We start from the raw sequence: 22600 nt of genomic DNA, 5'->3' as shown, positions 1-22600 counted from the left end.
GGCCTTCACACGATCTGCTCACCCCAGAGCAACAGCGCGCCCGCTCCGTCCGCCCCCAGTGCCACCCCTCCGCCGTCGGCGGCGAGCAGCGGGGCCGACTGCAGCAGGGCGCCGTCCGCCCGGTAGCCGGCCTCGGTGATCGCCCGGCGGAACTCCTCGGCCTCGGCGAAGGTGCGGGCCACGGTGACGAACCGTTCGGGTCTGCGGGCCAGTACCGCGCGGACGACCTGGAGGCCGCCCGCCTCGACCACGGCGACGTCCGGCTCCGGCAGTCCGCCGAGCACCTCGGGGCCCTGCCCGTGCACCGTCTCCACCTCGACGCCGTAGCGGCGCGCGTTGACGGTGATCCGGGCGCAGGCCGAGCGGGAGGCCTCGACGGCGACGACGGCCGCGCCGAAGCGGGCCGCCTCCACCGCGAGGGCGCCGCTGCCCGCGCCGACCGACCAGACCAGGTCCCCCGGACGAGCACCCAGACGGGCCAGCACCAGGGCGCGCGCGTGCGCGGGAAGCGCCTCCGATGCGCCGGGGTCGTCCGCCGCGCGCCCGGCGCCCGCGTAGGCGTCGCCGGGGAGCGCCCAGCCGCGGTCCGCGCCGGGGAAGCCGATCGGGCGCCCGGCGAGCCAGCCGGCCGCCTCGTCCACCGGGACGGCCGGGGCGCCGCTGTTGCCGCCGATCACCAGGACGACGTTGGGATCGCGCCACGCGTGGTCGGCGATCCGGTCGGAGGTGAGGACGGTGACGTCCTCGTCCGGCGTGCCGAGGCCCTCGCAGACGACGAACGTCCGGTGCACCCCGCGCAGCATGAGGGCGAGTTCGCCCGGCCCGGCGCCGGGGGCGGTGAGCACCGCGACCTTGGGATGGGCCCGGCAGATGTTGGCCGCGCGGCGCAGCCGGCCGCCGTGGGCGCTGACCACCTGGGCGTCCTCCCAGGGCATGCCGGCCCGGGCGAAGGCGGTGGCGACGGAGGAGACGGCGGGCAGGACCTCCAGTTCGAGGCCGTACTCGGGGCGGCGCAGGGTGCGGACGACGCCGAAGAAGCCCGGGTCGCCCTCGGCGACCACGACCGCGGCGCCGCGGTGCTCGGCGATCCGGCGGGCGGCCTGGCGGATGTTGCCGAGCACGATCCGCTCGGCGGCGGGCGGCACCGGGAGTGCGCCCAGTTGGTAGGGGGCGCCGGCGACCAGGGTCGCCGCGGCGAGGGCCGCGCCGGCGGCCTCGGTCAGCGGCGTGCCGTCCCACCCGATGACCGTGATCCGGTCAGCCATCTGCGGCCGTTCTCCCTCGACTCGGTGCGCGCCCCGGTGCGCACCTCGGTGCGCCGACAAACCGCGCCGCAGTACGGCGCCGGACAGAGGCTACCGGGTGTGTTCCCGCCCCGCGCCGGGGGCACCTCCCGGCCGCCGGGCCGGGGGAGTGCCGCACACGTGTGCGCGAAGCCCGGGGACAGCCCGGTGGGGAGTCAGTCGCGCAGGACGTAGCGGTGGTCGCCGTGCCGGCCGGAGTGCTCGGGCTCGGGGGCCTCCATGTCCTCGGGCAGGAGGCTCCACAGGATGACGTCACTGCGGCTCTCTCCCCCGGCCTGGCGGCCGGGAGGTGCCCCCACCACCTCGCCGGACTCCCCCCGGACTATCCAGGCGCTGCGCAGCACGCCCTCGCTGATCCCGCCGATCTTCTGGGCGACCTGCTGGGCGGCGGTGTTCCCGGCGGCGGTGCGCATCTCCAGGCGCAGGAAGCCGCGGTCCTCGAAGAGCCACTGGGCGACGCCGAGGACGGCCTCCGGCGCGTAGCCCTCACCGCGCGCCCAGGCGGCGGTGACGTAGGCGATCTCGGTGCTGCGCAGCCGCCAGTCGGTGGCGCGCAGCTCGACCAGGCCGACCAGGCGCTGGGTGAGGTGCTCGGTGACGGCGAAGACGATGCCGCGCCCGGCGGCCCGGTGGGAGGGGGCGAGGGTGCGGGCGAGGTCGGCCGCGTACTGCTCGGTGAAGGGGTGCGGCAGGTCCGTCCAGGCGAGGACGAGGTCGTCGGCCATCATCGTGGCGAGACCGGGCGCGTCGTCCTCCGAAAGCGGCCGCAGCAACAGCCGTTCGGTGCTGATGGCGGTCTCGGGGAAGCTCGCTGCCATGCCGTCTCTCCTCGCCGGGTCGTGAACACAACACCGTACGCCTCCGGCGCGCCCCGGGTACCACGTGGTGCGCCGCCCGCACGACGGTACGTCAGAACGCCCCCGGGCCGGGCGCCCCTGGTGCATACTGCCCGACCGGGCCCCCGCCGGAGTGCGGCGGGGGCCCGGTCGGGCGGCACGGGGTGCGGAGTTGTCCGACGATCAGAAGGCCGGGACGACCGAGCCCTTGAAGGTGTCGTCGATGTACTTCTTCACCTCGGGCGAGTGCAGCAGCTCGGCGAGCTTCTTGACCCGCGGGTCGTTCTCCTTGCCCTTCTTGACGGCGAGGATGTTGGCGTACGGGTTGCCCTCGGCCTTCTCCAGCACGAGCGCGTCGGTGGCCGGCTTCAGGCCGGAGTCCAGCGCGTAGTTGCCGTTGATGACGGCGGCGTCCAGGTCGGCGACGGAGCGGGGCAGCTGGGCGGCCTCCAGCTCCTTCCACTTGAGGTGCTTCGGGTTGCCGGTGACGTCGGCCGGGGTGGCGGCGGTGGTGACGCCGTCCTTCAGCGTGATGAGCTGGTTGTCGGCGAGCAGCTTGAGGGCGCGGCCCTCGTTGGTGGCGTCGTTCGGCAGGCCGACGGTGGCGCCGTCCGGCAGGTCGGCGATCGACTTGACCTTCTTGGAGTAGACGCCCAGCGGCTCCAGGTGCACCGGCTCGACCGAGACGATGTCGGTGCCGTGCTTCTTGTTGAAGTCCTCCAGGTACGGGACGTGCTGGAAGTAGTTGGCGTCGGCCGAGCCGTCCTGCACCGCGGTGTTGGGGGTCACGTAGTCGGTGACCTCCTTGATGTCGAGCTTCAGGCCCGCCTTGTCCGCGAGGTTGTCCTTGACGAACTTGAGGATCTGGCCGTGCGGGGTGGGGCTGGCGACGACGGTCAGCGGCGCGTTCGGGTCCGAGGACGACGAACCGGAGCTGCCGCAGGCGGCGAGCGAGAGGGCGATGCCCGCGGTGGCGAGGACGCTGGTGAACTTCAGGGCGTTGCGCACGAAAAGTGCCTTTCTGCGTGATGCGGGGAGCCGCGGCCGGAGTCGGGCGCGGGAGGTCTAGGGGGCGACGAGGTCCTCGTCGCGGGCCGCCGGGGTGCCGCGCAGCAGGCGGGTCCGGCCGCCGCCGGAGCGGCCGCGGTTCGCGAGGCGGCGGACGGCGAAGTCACCGAACAGCTGGACGGCGGTGACGATGATCACCAGCTCGGCGACGATCACCCACATGAAGGCCGTCTCGAAGCGCTGGTAGCCGTAGTTGACGGCCAGGGTGCCGAGGCCGCCGCCGCCGACCGTGCCGGCCATCGCCGAGTAGCCGATCAGCGTGATGATCGTGGTGGTCACCGAGGCGGCCAGGCCCGGCAGCGCCTCCGGCAGCAGGGTCTTGCGCACGATCGTCCAGGTGCCGGCGCCCATCGACTGGACGGCCTCGACCAGGCCGCGGTCGACCTCGCGGACGGAGGTCTCGACCAGGCGGGCGAAGAACGGGATGGCGCCGATGGTGAGCGGCACGGTCGCCGCCTGCCAGCCGATGGAGGTGCCCACCAGCCAGCGGGTGAACGAGATCAGGGCGATCATCAGGATGATGAACGGCACCGAGCGGGCGATGTTCACGACGAAGGCGACGGCCTTGTTGACGGCCCGGTTGGCCAGCAGGCCACCCTTGTCGGTCAGCACCAGCAGGACGCCCAGCGGCAGGCCGAGCAGCACCGTGAACAGCGCGGACAGGCCCACCATCTGGAAGGTCTCCTGCGTGGCCGGCCACATCAGGGCCTGCATCTGGTCCCAGGTCATGCCACCGCTCCGTCCGCCGCGCCCAGTACGTCCACCTGCAGGCCCTGCTCGCGCAGGTAGCCGATCGGCACCACGTTGTCCTGGTGGCCGCCGGACAGCTCGACCCGCATGCGGCCGACCATCCGGCCGGCGATGGTCTCCACCGCGGCGCCCAGGATGTTGATGTCGATCTGGTAGGTGCGGGCGAGCTGGGAGACGAACGGCTGGGCCGGGGCGTCGCCCTGGAAGGTGATCTCCAGCACGGTCGAACCGGGGTGGCCGGTGCCGAACTCGCTGAGCGGGAACAGCTCGCGGGCCAGCTCCGAACCGGGTTTGGCGAGCAGGTCGGTCAGCTCGCCCGCCTCGACCACCCGGCCGCCGCGCATCAGGGCGGCGGAGTCGCAGACGGACTTGATGACGTCCATCTCGTGGGTGATCAGCAGGACGGTCAGGCCGAGCTGCTGGTTGAGGTCGCGCAGCAGCTTGAGGATCGAGCGGGTGGTCTCCGGGTCGAGCGCCGAGGTGGCCTCGTCGGAGAGCAGCACCTTCGGGTCGCCGGCCAGGGCGCGGGCGATGCCGACGCGCTGCTTCTGGCCGCCGGAGAGCTGGTTGGGGTAGCTGCGGGCCTTGTCGCCGAGGCCGACCAGGTCGAGCAGTTCGGCGGCCTTGCGGCGGCGCTCGGTGCGGTCGAGGCCGATGATCTCCAGCGGGAGCTCGACGTTCTGCTGGACCGTCCGCGAGGCGAGCAGGTTGAAGTGCTGGAAGACCATGCCGATCCGGCGCCGCGCCTCGCGCAGCTCCTTGCCGGCCCGGTTCTCGCCGCCGGACAGCGCGGTCAGCTCGACCCCGTCCACGGTGACGGTGCCGGAGGTCGGGCGCTCCAGCATGTTCACGCAGCGGATGAGGGTGGACTTGCCGGCGCCGCTGGTGCCGACGACTCCGTAGACCTCGCCCGGACGGACGTGCAGGTCGACACCGGCGAGGGCGGTCACCTCGCGGCCTCGGGAGCGGTAGACCTTCGTGAGGTCCGTGGTGGTGATCACAGCAGCTTCCGTGGGTCGGGGGCGGGCGGCGCGTCGACCGCCCGACCGGGTTGCGGTCGGCGGCGTCTACGGCGCTTCGCCAGGGGGATCCGGACCTGCCACCCCTTGATCGTGGCCGCTGGGCGGCCGGGCCGCGCGACGGCGTGGCCCTTACGAGTCATCGGCAGCCGCGGGTGGGCGGGCATGCGGACGCAGGGGGGTGCGGCAGGCTGGGCGCGCTCACACGAACGGGAGCGGCGCCGGGGTCTCGCTTCGGGGCGCGAGGAGTGGGGACGGTGGCCCTCAGCAGTGACACATTCGACGGCACATGGCACGCTCACCTGCCGGCATGGTGCCGGTGGGGGTCCAATTCGTCGTCGCAGTCATGTGAGCCAGTAAATCAGATGGGCTGTTCGAGGCCCAATTATCTGGATGGGCTGTCCGCAATGCGGACACGAATCGCTTTGACCTGCAAAAACGCGAATCGGCGCCGCCTCGGGACAGGCCGCATCGTGGCTGTCCTGGTCGTGGCGGCGCCGAATCCGCGGGCGGCGCGAAGGGTTCAGGCGGTCGCGGCGAACGGCGTCGCGACGGGCTTCTCCAGGTGCACGAAGCTCAGGCTGCCGCTGACCTGCTCGACGCCCGTCTGCAGGTAGCCCTGGCGGGCGTACAGGCGAAGGTTCCCGAGGCTGCGGTGGCCGGTGAACAGGCGGTAGGCGGTGACGTGGCCACCGTCCTCGGCCAGGCGGCGCTCCAGCGCCTCCAGGAGGCGGCCTCCGAGGCCGTGCCGCTGCATCCGGGGGTGGACGACCAGACGCCCTATCCGGCCGATGCCGTCGTCGTCGACCCGGCCGCGGACGGTGCCGACGACCTCGTCGCCGAGGCGGGCGACCAGGAAGTGCTGCTCGGACAGTTCGGCGCGCAGGCTCTCCAGAGTCTGCGTGAGGGGCTCGATCGCCCAGTCGCCGTACAGCTCGGCCTCGGCCTGGTAGCCGAGGTACTGGAGCTTGAGGATCTGCTCCGCGTCCTCGGCGTCCGCCGCCGAGATGATCACGCTCATGCCCATGTGCTGGGGCCTCCCCATCGTCGTGCCCGGCGCGCAGAGGGTGACGCGCTCACGCTCAGTATCCGAGTGATCGCGACACCGTCAAGAGCTGGGTTCGCCAGCGCTCTACCCGGGTGTCAGCTCCTCTCAACCTTTTGGCGGCCGGACGTGGCGAGGGTCACGCGAGTGGAGGGAGGGACGGCCGGGGGCCGGACGGCGGGGTTCGCGAAGACCGCGCGGGGGCCGGGAGGAGGCCGGGAGGAGGGGACGACAACCGGACGTGGCGAGGGTCACGCGAGTGGAGGCAGGGGCGGCCGGGAGCTGGACGGGGTGGGGCCGGCCCGGGGGGCGTCATGGGTAGCGCTCGGTGTGGAGGAGGGCGCGGAGGCAGGCGAGGCAGCGGGAGCGGGTCGGGCCGATGGAGCCGCGGGGCATGCCGAGGCGTGCGGAGAGTTCGCGGTACGTCGGCGGCGGGTCCTCGGCGAGGGCGGCGACCAGCTGGGGGCAGCGACCGGGCAGGGCGGCCACCGCGTCGCGGACGACGCGGCGGCGGCGCTCGGCGAGGAACTGGTCCTCGGCGGAGGGGACGGTCGGAAGGGTGGGACACACACCGTGCTTGACCTGTAAGGGCGGCGGCCGGTTACGCCCCGCCGGTCGCGCGTAACGGACGGGGGCGCGGCGGTCCGTCCGCCGCGCCCCTCCCCCACTGCACCAGGAGTCAGCCCTGGACCCACTCCTGCTGGACCGCCAGGTCCGCCTTCACCTCGCCGAGCTGCACGGCCACCGCGGACGGCGCCGTGCCGCCGCGCCCGTTGCGGGACGCGATCGCGCCGTGGACGCTGAGGACCGACCGGACCTCGGGCGTCAGGTGCGTGGAGATCGACGCGAACTGCTCGTCCGTCAGGTCCGACAGCTCGATGCCCTGCGCCTCGCACACCTTGACGCAGGCGCCGGCCACCTCGTGCGCGACCCGGAACGGCACGCCCTGCTTGACCAGCCACTCGGCGATGTCGGTGGCGAGCGAGAAGCCGGCCGGGGCCAGCTCCTCCAGCCGCTCCCGGTGCACGGTGAGGGTGGCCATCATCCCGGTGAACGCGGGCAGCAGCACCTCCAGCGTGTCGCAGGAGTCGAAGACCGGCTCCTTGTCCTCCTGGAGGTCCCGGTTGTAGGCGAGCGGCAGCGCCTTGAGGGTGGCCAGCAGGCCGGTCAGGTTGCCGATCAGGCGGCCGGACTTGCCGCGGGCGAGCTCGGCGATGTCCGGGTTCTTCTTCTGCGGCATGATCGAGGAACCGGTGGAGAAGGCGTCGTGCAGCGTGATGAAGCCGAACTCCTTGGTGTTCCAGATGATCACCTCCTCCGCGATGCGGGAGAGGTTGATGCCGATCATCGCGGTCACGAACGCGAACTCGGCGACGAAGTCGCGCGAGGCCGTGCCGTCGATGGAGTTGCCGACCGAGCCGCCCTCGAAACCGAGGTCGGCGGCGACGGCCTGCGGGTCGAGGCCGAGCGAGGAGCCGGCCAGCGCCCCGGAGCCGTACGGCGAGACGGCGGTGCGGGCGTCCCACTGGCGCAGCCGCTCGGCGTCCCGGCCGAGGGCCTGCACGTGCGCGAGGACGTGGTGGGCGAAGAGGACGGGCTGGGCGTGCTGGAGGTGGGTGCGGCCCGGCATCGCGGTGTCGGGGTGCGCCTCGGCCAGCCCGACCAGGGCGTGCTGGAGGTCCAGGAGCAGTCCGCCGATGGTCTTCGCGTGGTCCCGCAGGTACATCCGGAACAGCGTGGCGATCTGGTCGTTGCGGGAGCGCCCGGCCCGCAGCTTGCCGCCGAGCTCGGCGCCGAGCCGCTCCAGCAGGCCGCGCTCCAGGGCGGTGTGGACGTCCTCGTCGGCGACGGTGCCGGTGAAGGTGCCGGCCCGGACGTCGGCGAGCAACTGGTCGAGACCGGCCAGCATGCCGGCGAGTTCCTCGGCGCTGAGCAGGCCGGCCTTGTGCAGGACCCGGGCGTGGGCCTTGGAACCGGCGATGTCGTAGGGCGCGAGGCGCCAGTCGAAGTGGACCGAGGCGGAGAGCTTGGCCAGGGCCTCGGACGGGCCGTCGGCGAAGCGCGCGCCCCAGAGGCGGACGTCGGCGTTCTGGTCGGCGGTCATCGCGTGGGCTCCTTACGGGGTACGGGTGTTGGGGGACTCTAGCGGGGCGGGTCAGGCGAGGTCGCGGCGGGCAGCGAGCTTCGAGGACATCCCGAAGATCTCGATGAAGCCCTTGGACATCGACTGGTCGAAGGTGTCGCCGGTGTCGTACGTGGCGAGGTTGAAGTCGTACAGCGACTGGTCGGACTTGCGGCCGTTGACGACGGCCCGGCCGCCGTGCAGCACCATCCGGATGTCGCCGCAGACGTACCGGTTGGCCTCGTCGACGAAGCCGTCCAGCGCGCGCTTGAGCGGGGAGAACCAGAGGCCGTCGTAGACGAGTTCGGCCCAGCGCTGCTCCACCTGCCGCTTGTAGCGGGCGAGTTCGCGCTCGACGGTGACGTTCTCCAGGGCCTGGTGGGCGGTGATCAGGGCGATCGCGCCGGGGGCCTCGTAGATCTCCCGGGACTTGATGCCGACCAGCCGGTCCTCGACCAGGTCCAGCCGGCCGACGCCCTGGGCGCCCGCCCGCCGGTTGAGCTCCTCGACGGCCTCCAGGACGGTGACCTTGCGGCCGTCGATCGCGACCGGGACACCGGCCTCGAAGGTGATGACGACCTCGTCGGCCTCGCGCGGGGCGGCCGGGTCCTGCGTGTACTCGTAGACGTCCTCGATCGGGGCGTTCCAGATGTCCTCCAGGAAGCCGGTCTCGACGGCCCGCCCGAAGACGTTCTGGTCGATCGAGTACGGCGACTTCTTGGTGGTGGCGATCGGCAGGCCCTTGGCCTCGGCGAAGGCGATGGCCTTGTCCCGGGTCATCGCGTAGTCGCGGACCGGGGCGATGCACCTGAGGCCGGGGGCCAGGGAGTTGATGCCGACCTCGAAGCGGACCTGGTCGTTGCCCTTGCCGGTGCAGCCGTGGGCGACGGTGGTGGCGCCGTGCTTCTTCGCGGCGGCGGCCAGGTGCTTGACGATGACCGGCCGGGAGAGCGCGGAGACCAGCGGGTACTGGCCCTGGTAGAGCGCGTTGGCCTTGATGGCGGGCAGGCAGTACTCGTCGGCGAACTCGTCCCGGGCGTCCGCGACCTCGGCCTCGACGGCGCCGCAGTCCAGCGCGCGCTGACGGATGACGTCGAGGTCCTCGCCGCCCTGGCCGACGTCGACGGCGACGGCGATGACCTCCGCGCCCGTCTCCTCGGCGATCCAGCCGATGCAGACGGACGTGTCCAGTCCGCCCGAGTAGGCGAGTATGACGCGCTCGGTCACGGCTTTCTCCTCTCAACTCCACGTTCGGGGCCGTACAGGTTTGCGGCGATGGGCATAAGTATGCACTACGCCGTATGAAACACAAAACCCCGGCCGGTGGAGTGCTCCACCGGCCGGGGCTGAGGGGTCCTGCGCGGGTCGTGCGGGGTCGGACGCGTTACTGCGCCTTCGCCTGGGCGAGTTGCATGAGGTGGTCGGCGAGCGCCTGCCCGCCGGACGGGTCCCGGCTGATCAGCAGGACGGTGTCGTCGCCCGCGATCGTGCCGATGATCTCGAACACCTCGGCCTGGTCGATCGCCGAGGCGAGGAACTGCGCGGCGCCCGGCGGGGTGCGCAGCACGACCAGGTTGCCGGAGGCGGTGGCGGAGACCATGAGCTCGCCGGCCAGCCGGGCCATCCGGCCCTCGCTGGCCGACTCCCCCATCGGGGCTCGCGGCGTGCGGTCGCCGCCCTCGGCCGGGACGGCGTAGATGAGCGCGCCGTCCCGGTTGCGGATCTTGACCGCGCCCAGCTCGTCCAGGTCCCGGGAGAGGGTGGCCTGGGTCACCACGAGTCCGTCGTCGGCGAGCAGCTTGGCGAGCTGGCTCTGCGAGCGCACGGGCTGGCGGGTGAGCAGGTCCACGATCCGGCGGTGGCGCGCGGTGCGGGTCTGCGGCACCTGCGGCGTCGGGCCGGCGGCGGACGGGCCGGGGTTGGAAGCGGTCATGTGATTATTCTCCCGGACTACCGTCGACTCGCATCGGCCGGGGCGCCCTCGCGCACCGATCGGAGGATGCCGGGCAGCGCCGCGAGGAAGGCGTCCGCCTCCTGCTCGGTCAGCACGAGCGGCGGAACGAGCCGGACGGCGTCCGGGACGGCGGCGTTGACCAGGAACCCGGCCTCCTGCGCGACGGCCTGGACCTGCGCGGACACCGGCTCGGTGAGCACGATGCCGAGCAGCAGGCCGGCGCCGCGCACGTGCGAGACCAGCGGGTCGCCGAGCGCCTCGACGCCCTGCCTCAGCCGGTCGCCGATCTTGCGGACGTGCTCCAGGAGGCCCTCGGACTCGATCGTGTCGAGCACCGCGAGCCCGGCCGCCGCGGCCACCGGGTTGCCGCCGAACGTGGTGCCGTGCTGGCCCGGGGTGAGCAGCTCGGCGGCCGGCCCGAAGGCGAGCACCGCGCCCATCGGCAGGCCGCCGCCGAGCGCCTTGGCGAGGGTGACGACGTCCGGCTCGACGCCCTCGACGGCCTGGTGGGCGAACCAGTGCCCGGTGCGGCCGACGCCGGTCTGGATCTCGTCCAGGACGAGCAGCGTGCCGGTGGCCCGGGTGACCTCGCGCGCGGCGAGCAGGTAGCCCTCGGGCAGCGGGATCGCGCCGTTCTCGCCCTGGATGGGCTCCAGGAAGACGGCGGCGGTCTCGGTGGTGACGGCCGCGCGCAGCGCCTCGACGTCGCCGAACGGGACGTGGGTGACGTCGCCGGGCAGCGGGCGGAACGGGTCCTGCTTGGCGGGCTGGCCGGTGAGCGCGAGCGCGCCCATCGTCCGGCCGTGGAAGCCGCCCTCCAGGGCGACCAGGTGGGTGCGGCCGGTGCGGCGGCTGATCTTGAACGCGGCCTCGTTGGCCTCGGCGCCGGAGTTGCAGAAGAACACCCGGCCGCCCTCGCGGCCGTCCAGCTCCAGCAGCCGCTCGGCGAGGGCGATGGTCGGCTCGGCCATGAAGAGGTTGGAGACGTGGCCGAGGGTGGCGATCTGCCGGCTCACGGCCTCGACGACGGCCGGGTGAGCGGTGCCGAGGGCGTTGACGGCGATGCCGCCGAGCAGGTCGGTGTACTGCTTGCCGTCCGCGTCCCACAGCTTGGCGCCCTCGCCGCGGACCAGCGGGATGCGCGGGGTGCCGTAGTTGTCGGTGAAGGCGTGCTGCCAGCGCTCGGCGAGCTGCTCGTTGTGCGTCATGCCAGTCCCCCGGTCACGGTCGGTTCGTCGTCCGGCACGACCATCGTGCCGATGCCCTCGTCGGTGAAGATCTCCAGCAGGAGGCTGTGCGGCACCCGGCCGTCCAGCACCCTGGCGGTGCCCACGCCGGAGCGGACGGCGCGCAGGCAGCCCTCCATCTTGGGGAGCATGCCGCTGGCCAGGCCGGGCAGCAGCGCCTCCAGCTCGCTTGCGCCGAGCTGGCTGATCACGTCGTCGGACTCGGGCCAGTCCTTGTACAGGCCCTCGACGTCGGTGAGGACGACCAGCATCTCGGCGCCGAGCGCGACCGCGAGGGCGGAGGCGGCGGTGTCGGCGTTGATGTTGTAGACGTGGCCGTCGGTGCCGCGCGCGATCGAGGAGATGACCGGGATGCGGCCGTCGGCGATGAGCGCCTTCACCGCGCCGGCCTCGATGTTGACGATGTCGCCGACCAGGCCGATGTCGACCTGCTCGCCGTCCACCACCGCGTAGCGCTTGACGGCCGTCATGGTGTGCGCGTCCTCGCCGGTCATGCCGACGGCGAACGGGCCGTGCTCGTTGAGCAGGCCGACCAGTTCGCGCTGCACCTGCCCGGCGAGCACCATCCGGACGACGTCCATGGTCTCGGGGGTGGTGACGCGCAGGCCGTTGGTGAAGCTGGACTCCAGGCCGAGCTTGTCCAGCTGGGCGCTGATCTGCGGGCCGCCGCCGTGCACGACGACGGGGTGCAGGCCGGCGTAGCGGAGGAAGACGACGTCCTGGGCGAAGGCCGCCTTGAGGCTGTCGTCGACCATCGCGTTGCCGCCGAACTTGATCACGACGGTCTTGCCGTGGAAGCGCTCCAGCCACGGCAGCGCCTCGATCAGCGTTATGGCCTTCGGCAACGCGGTGTTGTTGCGGGCCTGTTCGCCCTTGGGTGCGATCTGCACGGGTTTCCCTCGTCGATGGGGGTCCCCCCGGCCAGAGGCTGGGGAGGATGGCGCGGAACGGATGCCGCGGCTCGGGTTGCGCGGACCAGGATGGCGTGGGCGAAGTGACGCCGGTCAGGTCGAGTAGGCGCTGTTCTCGTGAACGTAGTCGGCCGTCAGGTCGTTGGTCCACAGCGAGGCGCTCGCCGTACCGGCGTTGAGGTTCGCGGTGATGACGACGTCCCGGCCGCTCATGTCCACGAGGTCGCGGTCCTCGCCGACGCCGCCGTCCTTGCAGACCCAGACGCCGTTGATGGCGACGTCCAGCGCGTCGGGGTCGAAGGCGGCGCTGGTGGTGCCGATCGCGGCCAGCACCCGGCCCCAGTTGGGGTCCTCGCCGTGGATGGCGCACTTGAGCAGGTTGTTGCGGCCGATCGTGCGGGCGACGTCGACGGCCTCGTCCTCGGTGGCGGCGCCGGTGACGTCGATCCGGATGTCCTTGCTCGCGCCCTCGGCGTCGGAGATCAGCTGGCGGGCGAGGTCGGCGCTGACGGTGCGGACGGCCTCGGCGAACTCGGCCGCGTCCGGGGTGACGCCGCAGGCGCCGGAGGCGAGCAGCAGCACGGTGTCGTTGGTCGACATGCAGCCGTCGGAGTCGATCCGGTCGAAGGTGGTGCGGGTGGCGCCGCGCAGGGCCGCGTCGAGGGCGGCGGCGTCGGCGACGGCGTCGGTGGTGAGCACGACCAGCATGGTGGCGAGGCTCGGGGCGAGCATGCCCGCGCCCTTGGCCATGCCGCCGACCGTCCAGCCGGCCGGGCTGGTGACCTGGGCGGTCTTGTGGACGGTGTCGGTGGTCTTGATGGCGATCGCGGCGGCCTCGCCGCCGGTCGCGCTGAGCTCCTGGGCGGCCAGGGCGACGCCGGGCAGCAGGATGTCCATCGGCAGGCGGACGCCGATCAGGCCGGTGGAGGCGACGGCGACCTCGGCCGCGTTGACCTTCAGCTCCTCGGCCGCCTTCTCGGCGGTGGCGTGGGTGTCCTGGAAGCCGAGCGGGCCGGTGCAGGCGTTGGCGCCACCGGAGTTGAGGACGACGGCGGAGACCAGGCCGCCCTTGAGGACCTGCTCGGACCACAGGACGGGCGCGGCCTTGACGCGGTTCGCGGTGAACACGCCGGCGGCGGCGAACGAGGGGCCGTCGTTGACGACGAGGGCGAGGTCAGGGGTGCCGGAGGCCTTGATGCCGGCGGTGACCCCGGCGGCGCGGAAGCCCTTGGCGGCCGTCACTCCGACGCCCACAGGACTGGTCACGGCGGGACTGGTCACGGTGCGACTCCGTTCAGGGGAAGGCCCAGGTCCTCGGGCAGGCCGAGGGCGATGTTCATGCTCTGCACCGCGCCGCCGGCGGTGCCCTTGACGAGGTTGTCGATCGCGCTGATCGCGATGATCCGCCCGGCGGCCGGGTCCAGGGCGACCTGGACGAGGGCGGTGTTGGCGCCGTACACGCTGCTGGTCTGCGGCCACTGGCCCTCGGGCAGCAGGTGGACGAACGGCTCGGTCCCGTACGCCTCGGCGTAGGCGGCGCGCAGTCCCTCGGCCGTCACGCCGGGGCGGGCCTTGGCGGAGCAGGTCGCGAGGATGCCGCGCGGCATCGGGACGAGCGTGGGCGTGAAGGAGACGGTGACCGGCTCGCCCGCGAGCGGGCTGAGGTTCTGCGCCATCTCGGGGGTGTGCCGGTGCACACCGCCGACGCCGTACGGGCTCACGTTGCCCATGACCTCGCTGCCGAGCAGGTGCGTCTTGGCCGCCTTGCCCGCGCCGGAGGTGCCGGAGGCGGCGACCACGACGGCCTCGGGCTCGGCGAGCCCGGCGGCGTAGGCCGGGAACAGCGCGAGCGAGACGGCCGTCGGGTAGCAGCCGGGCACGGCGATCCGGTTGCTGCCCTTCAACGCGGCCCGGTGGCCGGGAAGTTCGGGCAGGCCGTAGGGCCAGGTGCCGGCGTGCGCGGAGCCGTAGAACTGCTCCCAGTCGGCGGCGGCCTTGAGCCGGAAGTCGGCGCCGCAGTCGACGACCAGCACGTTCGGGCCGAGCGCCTCGGCGACCGCCGCGGACTGGCCGTGCGGCAGCGCGAGGAACACCACGTCGTGGTCGGCCAGCACCTCGGGGGTGGTGGGCTCCAGGACACGGTCGGCGAGGGGGATCAGGTGCGGCTGCAGCGCACCCAGCCTCGTACCGGCGTTCGAGCCGCCGGTCAGCGCCCCGATCTCCATCTCGGGGTGGCCGAGCAGCAGGCGCAGCACCTCGCCGCCCGCGTATCCGCTCGCGCCGGCGACGGCGACTCGCAATGCCATGGCGTTCCTCCTTGGTCGTGGCATGAATATACGCAGCACGGAACATTCATGCAAGGAGTATGTGCGGAGACCACCCGCCGGGACCGGCGGGTGGTCGGCCGGGCTCAGCGCCTGACGGCTCGCAGCACCACGAACTTGGGGTTCCCGGCCACGAGTTGGCAGTTGCCGAACAGGCGGCGCAGCTTGACGTGGTAGCCGAGGTGGCGGTTGCCGACCACCCAGAGCTCGCCGCCCGGGCGCAGGGCGCGGCGGGCGCCGGTGAACATCCGCCACGCGGTGGCGTCGGTGGTCGCCTGGTGCGAGTGGAACGGGGGGTTGTTCAGGACGAGGTCCACCGAGCCGGGGGCGATCACCCCGGGCGCGAGCGCGTCCGCCGTCAGGAACTCGGCCCTGGCCTCGGTGCCGAGGTTCGCCCGGAACGTCTCCTCGGCGGAGGCGACGGCCTGGTGGGACTCGTCGACGAAGAGCAGTTCGGCGCCCGGGCCCGCCAGGGCGGCGGCGGTGCCGACCACGCCGTTGCCGCAGCCCAGGTCGACCACCCGGTCGCCGGGGGCGGGGACCGGCAGGTGGCCGAGGAAGAAGCGGGTGCCGATGTCGAGGCGCTCGGCGCAGAAGGTGCCGGCGTGGTTGACGACCGTGCGACCGGAGACCGGGCCGATGTCGGCGGGCAGGGCGTAGCGGTGCGGCCACGGGCTGGGGCCGGGGTCGAGCGCCGGGTCGGGGGTGCAGAAGATCAGCCGGGCCTTGCGGACGGCCAGCGAGGTCCGGGTGGGGCCGAGGACCTTCTCGAAGAGTTCGAGGGTGGAGGTGTGGATCTCGGTGACCATGCCCGTGCCGATCACCACCGTGCCGGGGTGGACGGCGGGGGCGAGCCGGTGCAGCTGGTCCTCCAGCAGGGCGAGGCTCTTGGGGACGCGCACCAGCAGGACGTCGATCCGCTCCGGCGGGGTGTCCCGGGTGGTGAGCAGCCGGTCCGGGTCGGCGGGGGCGCCGGCGCGGGCGAGGTTGGCGCGGGTGGCCTCGCGGCCGAGGTGGGAGTCGCCGATCTGCACGGGCCGGTGCGCGGCCAGCGCGGTGGCCAGGGCGCCCCAGCGGTCGCCGAGGACGGCGACCCGGCGGCCGGCCAGCTCGGTGGCGGTGCCGCCGGCGCTGTCGGCCTCGCCGGCGAGGTGGCGCAGCAGGTACTCGTCGGCGGCGTCCCAGGCGCGCAGCCGCTCGCGCGGGTCCTCGGGGTACCTGGTGAGGTCGAAGGTGCCGAACGGGGTGGTGAACGGCGCTGTGGCGGCGGGCGTGCTCTGGGGATTCATCGTCTTCTCAGGCTAGCCGACGAGCCGACGGGGAACGGATTCGGACGGATACTGGAAGAGCCCCGACCGAGAGGGGTGAGGGCGATGGACTGGAAGCTCGAAGTGGTCGTGCTCCCGGTGGCGGACGTGGACCGCGCGAAGGTGTTCTACGAGGAGCAGGCCGGCTTCACCGTCGATCACGACACCCGGCTGCGCGACGGGGTCCGGGTGGTGCAGCTGACGCCACCGGGCTCCCGGTGCTCGATCGTCGTCGGCAAGGGCGTGATCGAGGCACCGCCCGGGTCCGTCAAGGGCCTGCAGCTGGTGGTGGCGGACATCGACAAGGCGCACGCCGAACTGGCGGCGCGCGGCGTGGAGGTCAGCCCGGTGCAGCACTTCGAGGCCGGGGTGCGGGTGAACGGGCACGGCGAGGCCTGGAACTCGTTCGTGTTCTTCAACGATCCGGACGGGAACGGCTGGGCCGTCCAGGAGGCGCCGGCGGCCGTACGCGCTGCATAGAGCCATGGTCCTAGACTTCCGGAATGGCTGAAGACGAGGGAAGCGTCCGCGTGGACAGCTGGATCTGGTCGGTCCGGCTCGTGAAGACGCGCGCGCTGGCGGCGGCCGCCTGCCGGGCGGGGCACGTCCGCGTGAACGGCGAGCGGGCCAAGCCGGCCCAGCCGCTGCGGGCGGGCGACGAGGTGCGGGTCCGCGAGGAGGGGTACGAGCGGGTCGTCGTGGTGCGCAAACCGATCCGCAAGCGGGTCGGGGCGTCCGTGGCGGCCGAGTGCCTCACCGACCAGAGCCCGCCCCGCCCGCCGCGCGAGCTCGTCGCCCCGTTCTTCGAGCGCGACCGCGGCGCCGGACGCCCCACCAAGCGCGAGCGCCGCGACCTCGACGAGCTGCGCGGGCGCTGAGCTACCGGACGGGGTACGCGGCCTGCACGGCGAGCCGGCGCGGGGCGTCGTCGCCGATCCGGGTGAGCAGGTCGTCGAGGTCGAGGAACACCTCCCAGGGCGCGCGGCCGGTAGCGGTCGCGAGGCGCTCGACCACGCGGTCCTCCAGGTCGCGGACCCGGCTGTTCTTCCACGCCTTGTCGGCCAGGCTGACCAGCAACTCCTCGACGGTGACGCCCGGCTCGCCCCAGCTCGCGTGGCTGCGGGCGAAGCGGGCCAGCCGCTCGGGGACGCCGCGCTCGCGCAGCAGGGCGTGGCCGGCGGGCTCGTGGGCCGAGCCGGGGCCGGAGAGCTCCTCGGGGTGGACGGTCTTGCCGATGTCGTGGGTGGCGGCGCCGTACAGCAGCGCCTCGCGGTCGAGGTCCAGGCCGGTGGCGGCGCAGTGGTCGGCGATCGTCACGGCGACTTCGTGGACGAGCGCGAGATGCGCGCGCAGCCGGGGCGGGGCGTCGAGGGCGTCCAGGAGGTCGACGACGGCCGGGGGCAGGGGCGGCAGTGCTGGGGTCACGCCGCAGGCTAACCCGTACGGGTGAGGCGTTGTCAGTGCTTCCGTCTAGTGTGCGGAGCAGTGAGTGCGGGAGGGTCCCGGCGCCGGGAGGGGGGTGCCGGGGCCCGCCCGCGATCCGACCTGCGGCCCGCGGAGGTGCTCGGGGAGACGGCTATTTCTTGAACGCGACGCCCGCGTACGCGGACACGTCCTGCCAGCCTTCGGGGAGGTCGGTGGTGGAGACGTGGCCGGCGGTGGGGCGCCAGAGCGGGAGCTGGACGAGGCCGGGGCCGGCGAACTCGAAGTCGCCGAAGAAGGGTTCGACGCTCGCGCGCGGACGCAGCACCAGCGGGGCGCTCGCGCCCTTGTAGATGCGGGCGCCCTCGTCCACGCTCTGCCGCGAGGCGAAGTCGGGGCTGCCGTGGGAGAGGATCAGCGCGCTGCCGGGGGCGAGCGCGTCGCGCAGGGTGGCGACGATCTTCTGCGCGCCCTCCTCGTCGCGGACGAAGTGCAGGACGGCGACCAGCATCAGCGCGACCGGCTCGGCCAGGTCGACGGCGGCGCGCAGGGCCGGGTGGCCGAGGATCGCCTCGGGGTCGCGCAGGTCGGCCTCGATGACCGAGGTGTGCCCGGCGGGGTGGCCGGCCAGCAGCGCGCGGGCGTGGGTGGCGACGATCGGGTCGTTGTCGACGTACACGACGTGCGCGTCCGGGGCGACCTTCCGCGCGACCTCGCTGGTCGAGCCCGCGGCGGGGATGCCGGTGCCGATGTCGACGAACTGCCGGATGCCCCGGTCGGCCGCGAACTCGACCGCGCGGCCGAGGAATTCCCGGTTGGTGCGGGCCAGCAGCGGCAGCGCCGGGTAGGCGGCGATGGCGGCCTCGGCGGCCTTGCGGTCGGCCTCGAAGTTGTCCTTGCCGCCCAGGTAGTAGTCGTACATCCGGGCGGTGTGGGGTATCCCGGTGTCGAGCTCGGTCGGCGGCTGCCAGTCCTCCGCCCCGACCCAGTCCCAGTCCGAACCGCCGGTCGCCGTGTCCGCCGTGTCCTCGTGCATGTCGTTCCGCCCCCATTGCTCACTGCGCTTCCCGCGGCGGGAACGCCCCGCCGCGGTGGTGCCCCGCCCCCGTAGCACGCGGTGCGACCGGATCGTATCCGACGACACGCCGTGGAAACACGGCGAGTTCAGGTTTACGCAGCCCCCACCGAGAGGTGTGTGTGCACGTCAAGCAGGGTGTCAACGCGCGTGTTCCCGGATCGCCGCCCCGGCGCGTCGTCTCTATGCTGGCTGCCGATGACTGCCGATCGCCGCGCCGTACTGCGCACCGCCGCCAAACTCGCCGCCCTCTCCGCCGCCGGCGGGGTCCTCACCGCGTGCGGGAGCGGCGCGCCCCGCCGCGCCGACCCGGGCTCGCTCGCCGTGCACCCGGGCAACGTCGACCCGCAGCAGCACGGCGATCCGCAGCACACCACGGACCCCGCGTGGAACGGCGCCGAGGGCCCGGCCTCCCCCGATCCGGCCGCGCCGCAGCCCACCGCCACCGCGGCCCCCGACGCCGCCACCGCGCCGCCCGCCCCGCCCGTGCTGCCGCCGCTCGCCCCCGGCACCCCGCTGGAGGTCGCGTACGGGCCGCGCACCGGCAAGAACGTGGCGCTGACGTTCCACGGCAGCGGCGACCCGAAGCTCGCCACCGCCCTGCTGGAGATCGCCGAGCAGCGCGGCGCCAAGCTGACCGTCATGGCCGTCGGCAGCTGGCTCGACCAGCAGCCGCAGATGGCCCGGCGCATCCTCGACGGCGGCCACGAGCTGGGCAACCACACCCAGAACCACCTCAACATCTCCGCGATGAGCCCCGACCAGGCCCGTGCCGAGATCGCCCAGTGCGCGGAGCGGCTGCAGCGCCTCACCGGCTCGATCGGCCGCTGGTTCCGCCCGTCCGCCGCCCAGTACGCCACGCCGATGGTGCGCGAGCAGGCGAAGGCCGTCGGCTACGAGCACGTGCTCTCCTTCGACGTGGACCCGCGCGACTACGCCGACCCGTCCGCCGCCGAGCTGCAGCGGCGGATCCTCAACTCGGTGCGCGGCGGCTCGGTGGTCGCGCTGCACATGGGCCACCAGTGCACCGTGGACGCCCTGCCGGCCATCCTGGACGGCCTCGCCAAGGCCGGCCTCGGCCCGGTGACCGCCAGTCAGCTCTGCGCCTGACCCGGCCCCCGGCGCACCACCGGCGTGCCATGCTTCGCGCATGCGCTACATCATCATCGGGGCGGGCGCGGTCGGCGGAACGATCGGTGCCCGGCTGCACGAGAGCGGGCGCGACGTCGTGCTGGTCGCGCGGGGAGCGCACTTCGCGGCGCTGCGCGAGCACGGGCTGACGTTCGGCGCACCGGACGGCACCCGGACGCTGCCGGTCCCGGCCGTGTCCGGGCCGGAGGAGCTGGAGCTGCGCCCGGACGACGTCCTGGTGCTCGCCGTCAAGACGCAGGACACCGCCGGCGCGCTGGCCGCGTGGGCGCCGCGCCCGGTCGCCGGCGGCGGCACGGCGGGCGAGCGGCTGCCGGTGGTGTGCGCGCAGAACGGGGTGGAGAACGAGCGGCTCGCGCTGCGCCGCTTCCGCGAGGTGCTGGCGGTGTGCGTCTGGATGCCGTCCACCCACCTGGAGCCGGGGCGGGTCAGCGCCGGCGGCACGCCCGTCAGCGGGGTGCTGCGGATCGGCGCCTACCCCGCGGGCGCCGGCGGGCGGGCCGCCCGGATCGCCGCGGACCTGGAGCGGGCGGGCTTCAGTGCCCCGGTCGAGGCCGACGTGATGGGCTGGAAGTACACCAAGCTGCTCGGCAACCTCGGCAACGCCCTGAACGCCGTCGCCGGCCCGTACGAGGGCGAGCTGCGCCGCGGACTGTACCGGCGCCTGACGGCGGAGGGCGCGGCCGTGCTGGCCGCCGCCGGGATCGCGCACCACGACCCGGAGGAGATGGTCCGGCTGGTCGACGCGACGCTGCGGATCGAGCCGGTCGAGGGGGCCCCGCGCGGCGGCAGCTCGACCTGGCAGAGCCTGGCGCGCGGGGCGGGCTCGATCGAGACGGACTACCTGAACGGCGAGATCGTGCTGCTCGGACGGCTGCACGGGGTGCCGACGCCGGCCAACGAGGCGTTCCAGCGGCTGGCCGAGGAGTTCGCCCGCACCGGCCGGGCGCCGGGCAGCCTGACCGACGAGGAGCTCGCCGCGGTCTGAGCCCGGCCCCGGGCGGGCCGCCGAAGGCCTCAGGCCATCGGGTCGTCGTCCTTGTACGGGCGCAGCCGCAGCGTCCTCGCGTCCGTCCCGCGGATCTCCTCCGCGCGGCGGACGAGCTCCGCCAGGTCGTCGCGCCCGGCGTGGATGAAGCGTCCGTGCAGCGCGTCGAACCGGCCCCGCGCCGCGTCGACGGTGACCGCGACCATGTACGGGATCGAGCCCCAGGCCTTCATGTCCCGGAACATCGGCATCCCGGCCGTCATGTCGGTGGCCACCGCACCGGGGCTGATGTCGAGCACGACGACGCCGTGCTCGGCGAGCGAGTCCGCCATGTTGTCGGAGAGCTTGAGCAGCGCGCCCTTGGACGTCGCGTACGCGGTGTAGTGGCCGTCCGGGCGCAGCGCGAAGCCGGAGTTGAGGTTGACGACGCGGCCGCGGCGGCGCTCGACCATGCCGGGCAGGACGCAGCGCAGGAGGTTGTAGGGGCCGCGCAGGTTGGTCTCGACGACCTGCCACCACTGGTTGGGGTCGGTCTCCCAGATCGGGGCCTCGGTGCGGTCCACCTGCCCGGCGTTGTTGACCAGCAGGTCGACCGGGCCGAGGTCGCGCTCGACGAGCCGGACGGCCTCGCGCACCGAGCCGGGGCGGGTGACGTCGGCCGTCACGGCGACGCCGCGCGAGCCGTGCCGGACGCACTCCTTGAGCGTGTCGGTGAGCGTCGCGTGGGTGCGGCCGACCAGGCCGACGGCCATGCCCTCGGCGGCGAGCCCGATGGCGATCTCGCGGCCGATCCCGCGGCCGGCTCCGGTGACCAGGGCGACCTGCCCCGTGAGCGATCCCGTCGGCACTGCGCGCTCCCTCGTCCGTCCCCGGCCCCCGTCTGCGGCATTCTGTCGGGCGCCGGGCGGCCGCGGGTCCGGGCGCACGGGCGGGCGGAGCGCCGTCACCCGTTCGGGTGTGTGGTGCCGGGCGCGGCACCGGGCCGGGGAGGGGGTGACCTACTGGCCGGTAGGGAGTAGTAACGTCGTCGGGACGGTGCACCGGTGCACCCATTCCGGCACACCGGCCCGTAGTCCAGCAGCACCGCTGGGCCGACCAGCGCCACGCTGGGCCACCTGTCGCTGGGCGACCCCCAGCACCACCGAAGGGCAACTAGTGAGTGACATCGCGCGCGTCGGAGTGATCGGCTGCGGCCTGATGGGGTCGGGCATCGCGGAGGTCTTCGCCCGGGCCGGGCTGGACGTCCTGGTGTCCGAGGCCAGCGGGGAGGCCCTGGAGTTCGGCCGCACCCGGCTGACCAACTCCCTGGAGACGGCGGTCAAGCGCGGCAAGCTGGCGCCCGAGCAGCGGGACGAGGCCCTGGCCCGGCTGTCCTTCACCACCGACCTGGCCGACTTCGCCGACCGCGACCTGGTCGTCGAGGCGGTCGCCGAGCGCGAGGACATCAAGGTCCAGATCTTCCAGACCCTGGACCAGGTGGTCCAGCGCCGCGACGCGATCCTCGCCTCCAACACCTCGTCGATCCCGATCGTCAAGCTGGCCGCCGCCACCTCGCGGCCCGAGCAGGTCATCGGTCTGCACTTCTTCAACCCGGCGCCGGTGCAGAAGCTGGTCGAGGTCATCCCGACCCTGACCACCTCGGGCGCCACCACCGAGCGGGTCGAGGCCTTCGCCACCGAGGTGCTCGGCAAGGAGCCGATCCGCGCCCGCGACCGGGCCGGCTTCGTCGTCAACGCCCTGCTGGTGCCGTACCTGCTGTCCGCGGTGCGGATGTTCGAGTCGGGCGTGGCCACCGCCTCCGACATCGACAAGGGCATGGAGGCCGGCTGCGCCCACCCGATGGGCCCGCTGCGGCTGTGCGACCTGATCGGCCTGGACACCATCGTGTCGATCGCCGAGTCGATGTACGACGAGTACAAGGAGCCGCTGTACGCCGCTCCCCCGCTGCTGTCCCGGATGGTCGACGCCGGTCTGCTCGGCCGCAAGTCCGGCCGCGGCTTCTACGACTACACCGCGAGCGTCTGAGCCGTCCGGCCGACGCACGAAGGGGCGCGCCCGCACCGGATCTCCGGTGCGGGC

At 73.4% G+C, this 22600-nt stretch carries 23 protein-coding genes; 5 read left to right on the top strand and 18 right to left on the bottom strand.

Annotated elements, in window-relative coordinates; translation table 11 throughout:
* Nucleotides 1-5: 5 nt before the first annotated feature.
* The 15 genes from cbiE to ACFV4F_RS29840 all read right to left on the bottom strand — a co-directional run bounded on the left by cbiE (nucleotide 6) and on the right by ACFV4F_RS29840 (nucleotide 15869).
* Nucleotides 6-1265, bottom strand: a complete 1260-nt coding sequence (gene cbiE, locus ACFV4F_RS29910; RefSeq protein WP_380507044.1) for a precorrin-6y C5,15-methyltransferase (decarboxylating) subunit CbiE — start codon at nucleotides 1263-1265, stop codon at nucleotides 6-8.
* A 194-nt stretch (nucleotides 1266-1459) separates the two neighbouring features.
* The gene (locus ACFV4F_RS29905) at nucleotides 1460-2122 is read right to left on the bottom strand and encodes a GNAT family N-acetyltransferase (protein WP_380443622.1); all 663 of its coding nucleotides are present in this window, start codon (nucleotides 2120-2122) and stop codon (nucleotides 1460-1462) included.
* 201 nt (nucleotides 2123-2323) lie between these two features.
* Nucleotides 2324-3148 carry a MetQ/NlpA family ABC transporter substrate-binding protein gene (locus ACFV4F_RS29900; RefSeq protein ID WP_380443620.1) on the bottom strand — a complete coding sequence of 275 codons (825 nt, stop codon included), beginning with the start codon at nucleotides 3146-3148 and terminating at the stop codon, nucleotides 2324-2326.
* Nucleotides 3149-3205: 57 nt separating this feature from the next.
* Nucleotides 3206-3937, bottom strand: coding sequence for a methionine ABC transporter permease (locus ACFV4F_RS29895; RefSeq protein ID WP_380507041.1), 732 nt, complete (start codon nucleotides 3935-3937; stop codon nucleotides 3206-3208).
* Entirely contained in the window at nucleotides 3934-4959 is a 1026-nt protein-coding gene (locus tag ACFV4F_RS29890) for a methionine ABC transporter ATP-binding protein (protein ID WP_380507038.1), read from the bottom strand. The genes ACFV4F_RS29895 and ACFV4F_RS29890 overlap by 4 nt, the downstream gene beginning before the upstream one ends.
* Before the next feature lie 541 nt (nucleotides 4960-5500).
* Nucleotides 5501-6004 (bottom strand): GNAT family N-acetyltransferase, encoded by a 504-nt coding sequence (locus ACFV4F_RS29885; RefSeq protein WP_380443614.1) that lies wholly within the window; start codon nucleotides 6002-6004, stop codon nucleotides 5501-5503.
* 330 nt (nucleotides 6005-6334) lie between these two features.
* Nucleotides 6335-6592 carry a hypothetical protein gene (locus ACFV4F_RS29880; protein WP_380443612.1) on the bottom strand — a complete coding sequence of 86 codons (258 nt, stop codon included), beginning with the start codon at nucleotides 6590-6592 and terminating at the stop codon, nucleotides 6335-6337.
* A 109-nt stretch (nucleotides 6593-6701) separates the two neighbouring features.
* The gene (gene argH, locus ACFV4F_RS29875) at nucleotides 6702-8126 is read right to left on the bottom strand and encodes an argininosuccinate lyase (RefSeq protein WP_380443610.1); all 1425 of its coding nucleotides are present in this window, start codon (nucleotides 8124-8126) and stop codon (nucleotides 6702-6704) included.
* A gap of 51 nt (nucleotides 8127-8177) precedes the next feature.
* Nucleotides 8178-9371, bottom strand: coding sequence for an argininosuccinate synthase (locus ACFV4F_RS29870; protein ID WP_380443608.1), 1194 nt, complete (start codon nucleotides 9369-9371; stop codon nucleotides 8178-8180).
* A 157-nt stretch (nucleotides 9372-9528) separates the two neighbouring features.
* A complete protein-coding gene (locus tag ACFV4F_RS29865; RefSeq protein ID WP_329928713.1) occupies nucleotides 9529-10077 on the bottom strand; it encodes an arginine repressor in 549 nt (182 codons plus the stop codon).
* A gap of 17 nt (nucleotides 10078-10094) precedes the next feature.
* Nucleotides 10095-11306, bottom strand: coding sequence for an acetylornithine transaminase (locus tag ACFV4F_RS29860; protein ID WP_380507035.1), 1212 nt, complete (start codon nucleotides 11304-11306; stop codon nucleotides 10095-10097).
* Nucleotides 11303-12235 (bottom strand): acetylglutamate kinase, encoded by a 933-nt coding sequence (gene argB, locus ACFV4F_RS29855; protein ID WP_380507032.1) that lies wholly within the window; start codon nucleotides 12233-12235, stop codon nucleotides 11303-11305. Before argB ends, ACFV4F_RS29860 begins: the two co-directional genes overlap by 4 nt.
* A gap of 114 nt (nucleotides 12236-12349) precedes the next feature.
* Nucleotides 12350-13522 (bottom strand): bifunctional glutamate N-acetyltransferase/amino-acid acetyltransferase ArgJ, encoded by a 1173-nt coding sequence (gene argJ, locus ACFV4F_RS29850; RefSeq protein WP_380494440.1) that lies wholly within the window; start codon nucleotides 13520-13522, stop codon nucleotides 12350-12352.
* An 11-nt stretch (nucleotides 13523-13533) separates the two neighbouring features.
* Complete coding sequence (gene argC / locus ACFV4F_RS29845) at nucleotides 13534-14562, bottom strand: N-acetyl-gamma-glutamyl-phosphate reductase (protein ID WP_380443602.1); 1029 nt, start codon at nucleotides 14560-14562, stop codon at nucleotides 13534-13536.
* A 104-nt stretch (nucleotides 14563-14666) separates the two neighbouring features.
* Nucleotides 14667-15869 (bottom strand): methyltransferase, encoded by a 1203-nt coding sequence (locus ACFV4F_RS29840; protein WP_380507029.1) that lies wholly within the window; start codon nucleotides 15867-15869, stop codon nucleotides 14667-14669.
* Nucleotides 15870-15953: 84 nt separating this feature from the next.
* Here ACFV4F_RS29840 and ACFV4F_RS29835 point away from each other — a divergent pair, with 84 nt between their 5' ends.
* A complete protein-coding gene (locus ACFV4F_RS29835; RefSeq protein ID WP_380443598.1) occupies nucleotides 15954-16367 on the top strand; it encodes a VOC family protein in 414 nt (137 codons plus the stop codon).
* Between the two features lie 23 nt (nucleotides 16368-16390).
* Nucleotides 16391-16765 (top strand): RNA-binding S4 domain-containing protein, encoded by a 375-nt coding sequence (locus tag ACFV4F_RS29830; protein WP_380507026.1) that lies wholly within the window; start codon nucleotides 16391-16393, stop codon nucleotides 16763-16765.
* A gap of 1 nt (nucleotide 16766) precedes the next feature.
* On the opposite strand, the gene ACFV4F_RS29825 is transcribed toward ACFV4F_RS29830, so the two are convergent.
* Both ACFV4F_RS29825 and ACFV4F_RS29820 read right to left on the bottom strand, forming a co-directional pair.
* Nucleotides 16767-17312, bottom strand: coding sequence for an HD domain-containing protein (locus ACFV4F_RS29825; RefSeq protein ID WP_380507023.1), 546 nt, complete (start codon nucleotides 17310-17312; stop codon nucleotides 16767-16769).
* Between the two features lie 151 nt (nucleotides 17313-17463).
* The gene (locus ACFV4F_RS29820) at nucleotides 17464-18345 is read right to left on the bottom strand and encodes an SAM-dependent methyltransferase (protein ID WP_380507020.1); all 882 of its coding nucleotides are present in this window, start codon (nucleotides 18343-18345) and stop codon (nucleotides 17464-17466) included.
* Nucleotides 18346-18582: 237 nt separating this feature from the next.
* Between ACFV4F_RS29820 and ACFV4F_RS29815 the strand changes: the two genes are divergently transcribed.
* Both ACFV4F_RS29815 and ACFV4F_RS29810 read left to right on the top strand, forming a co-directional pair.
* Nucleotides 18583-19494: a polysaccharide deacetylase family protein gene (locus ACFV4F_RS29815; protein WP_380507017.1), complete on the top strand. Its 912-nt coding sequence runs from the start codon at nucleotides 18583-18585 to the stop codon at nucleotides 19492-19494.
* A 40-nt stretch (nucleotides 19495-19534) separates the two neighbouring features.
* Nucleotides 19535-20521 (top strand): ketopantoate reductase family protein, encoded by a 987-nt coding sequence (locus ACFV4F_RS29810; RefSeq protein ID WP_380507014.1) that lies wholly within the window; start codon nucleotides 19535-19537, stop codon nucleotides 20519-20521.
* Nucleotides 20522-20550: 29 nt separating this feature from the next.
* Here ACFV4F_RS29810 and ACFV4F_RS29805 read toward each other — a convergent pair whose 3' ends face one another.
* Nucleotides 20551-21369 carry an SDR family NAD(P)-dependent oxidoreductase gene (locus tag ACFV4F_RS29805; RefSeq protein WP_380443586.1) on the bottom strand — a complete coding sequence of 273 codons (819 nt, stop codon included), beginning with the start codon at nucleotides 21367-21369 and terminating at the stop codon, nucleotides 20551-20553.
* Nucleotides 21370-21676: 307 nt separating this feature from the next.
* Between ACFV4F_RS29805 and ACFV4F_RS29800 the strand changes: the two genes are divergently transcribed.
* Nucleotides 21677-22546, top strand: coding sequence for a 3-hydroxybutyryl-CoA dehydrogenase (locus ACFV4F_RS29800; RefSeq protein WP_380443584.1), 870 nt, complete (start codon nucleotides 21677-21679; stop codon nucleotides 22544-22546).
* The last annotated feature ends 54 nt before the right edge of the window (nucleotides 22547-22600 follow it).

It is taken from the genome of Kitasatospora sp. NPDC059722, from assembly GCF_042733235.1.
In the GTDB taxonomy this organism is placed as follows: domain Bacteria; phylum Actinomycetota; class Actinomycetes; order Streptomycetales; family Streptomycetaceae; genus Kitasatospora.
The sequence above is the reverse complement of the archived record's forward strand: the minus strand, read 5'-3'. Positions and strand labels throughout refer to the sequence as shown.

Bases quoted from the DNA above. Each gene is read 5' to 3' on its own strand.
- ACFV4F_RS29820 (WP_380507020.1), bottom strand. From the start codon at position 18,345: ATGCACGAGGACACGGCGGACACGGCGACCGGCGGTTCGGACTGGGAC.
- argC (WP_380443602.1), bottom strand. From the start codon at position 14,562: ATGGCATTGCGAGTCGCCGTCGCCGGCGCGAGCGGATACGCGGGCGGC.
- ACFV4F_RS29865 (WP_329928713.1), bottom strand. From the start codon at position 10,077: ATGACCGCTTCCAACCCCGGCCCGTCCGCCGCCGGCCCGACGCCGCAG.
- ACFV4F_RS29860 (WP_380507035.1), bottom strand. From the start codon at position 11,306: ATGACGCACAACGAGCAGCTCGCCGAGCGCTGGCAGCACGCCTTCACC.
- ACFV4F_RS29905 (WP_380443622.1), bottom strand. From the start codon at position 2,122: ATGGCAGCGAGCTTCCCCGAGACCGCCATCAGCACCGAACGGCTGTTG.
- cbiE (WP_380507044.1), bottom strand. From the start codon at position 1,265: ATGGCTGACCGGATCACGGTCATCGGGTGGGACGGCACGCCGCTGACC.
- ACFV4F_RS29835 (WP_380443598.1), top strand. From the start codon at position 15,954: ATGGACTGGAAGCTCGAAGTGGTCGTGCTCCCGGTGGCGGACGTGGAC.
- ACFV4F_RS29810 (WP_380507014.1), top strand. From the start codon at position 19,535: ATGCGCTACATCATCATCGGGGCGGGCGCGGTCGGCGGAACGATCGGT.
- ACFV4F_RS29815 (WP_380507017.1), top strand. From the start codon at position 18,583: ATGACTGCCGATCGCCGCGCCGTACTGCGCACCGCCGCCAAACTCGCC.
- ACFV4F_RS29895 (WP_380507041.1), bottom strand. From the start codon at position 3,937: ATGACCTGGGACCAGATGCAGGCCCTGATGTGGCCGGCCACGCAGGAG.
- ACFV4F_RS29830 (WP_380507026.1), top strand. From the start codon at position 16,391: ATGGCTGAAGACGAGGGAAGCGTCCGCGTGGACAGCTGGATCTGGTCG.
- ACFV4F_RS29840 (WP_380507029.1), bottom strand. From the start codon at position 15,869: ATGAATCCCCAGAGCACGCCCGCCGCCACAGCGCCGTTCACCACCCCG.
- ACFV4F_RS29885 (WP_380443614.1), bottom strand. From the start codon at position 6,004: ATGGGCATGAGCGTGATCATCTCGGCGGCGGACGCCGAGGACGCGGAG.
- argH (WP_380443610.1), bottom strand. From the start codon at position 8,126: ATGACCGCCGACCAGAACGCCGACGTCCGCCTCTGGGGCGCGCGCTTC.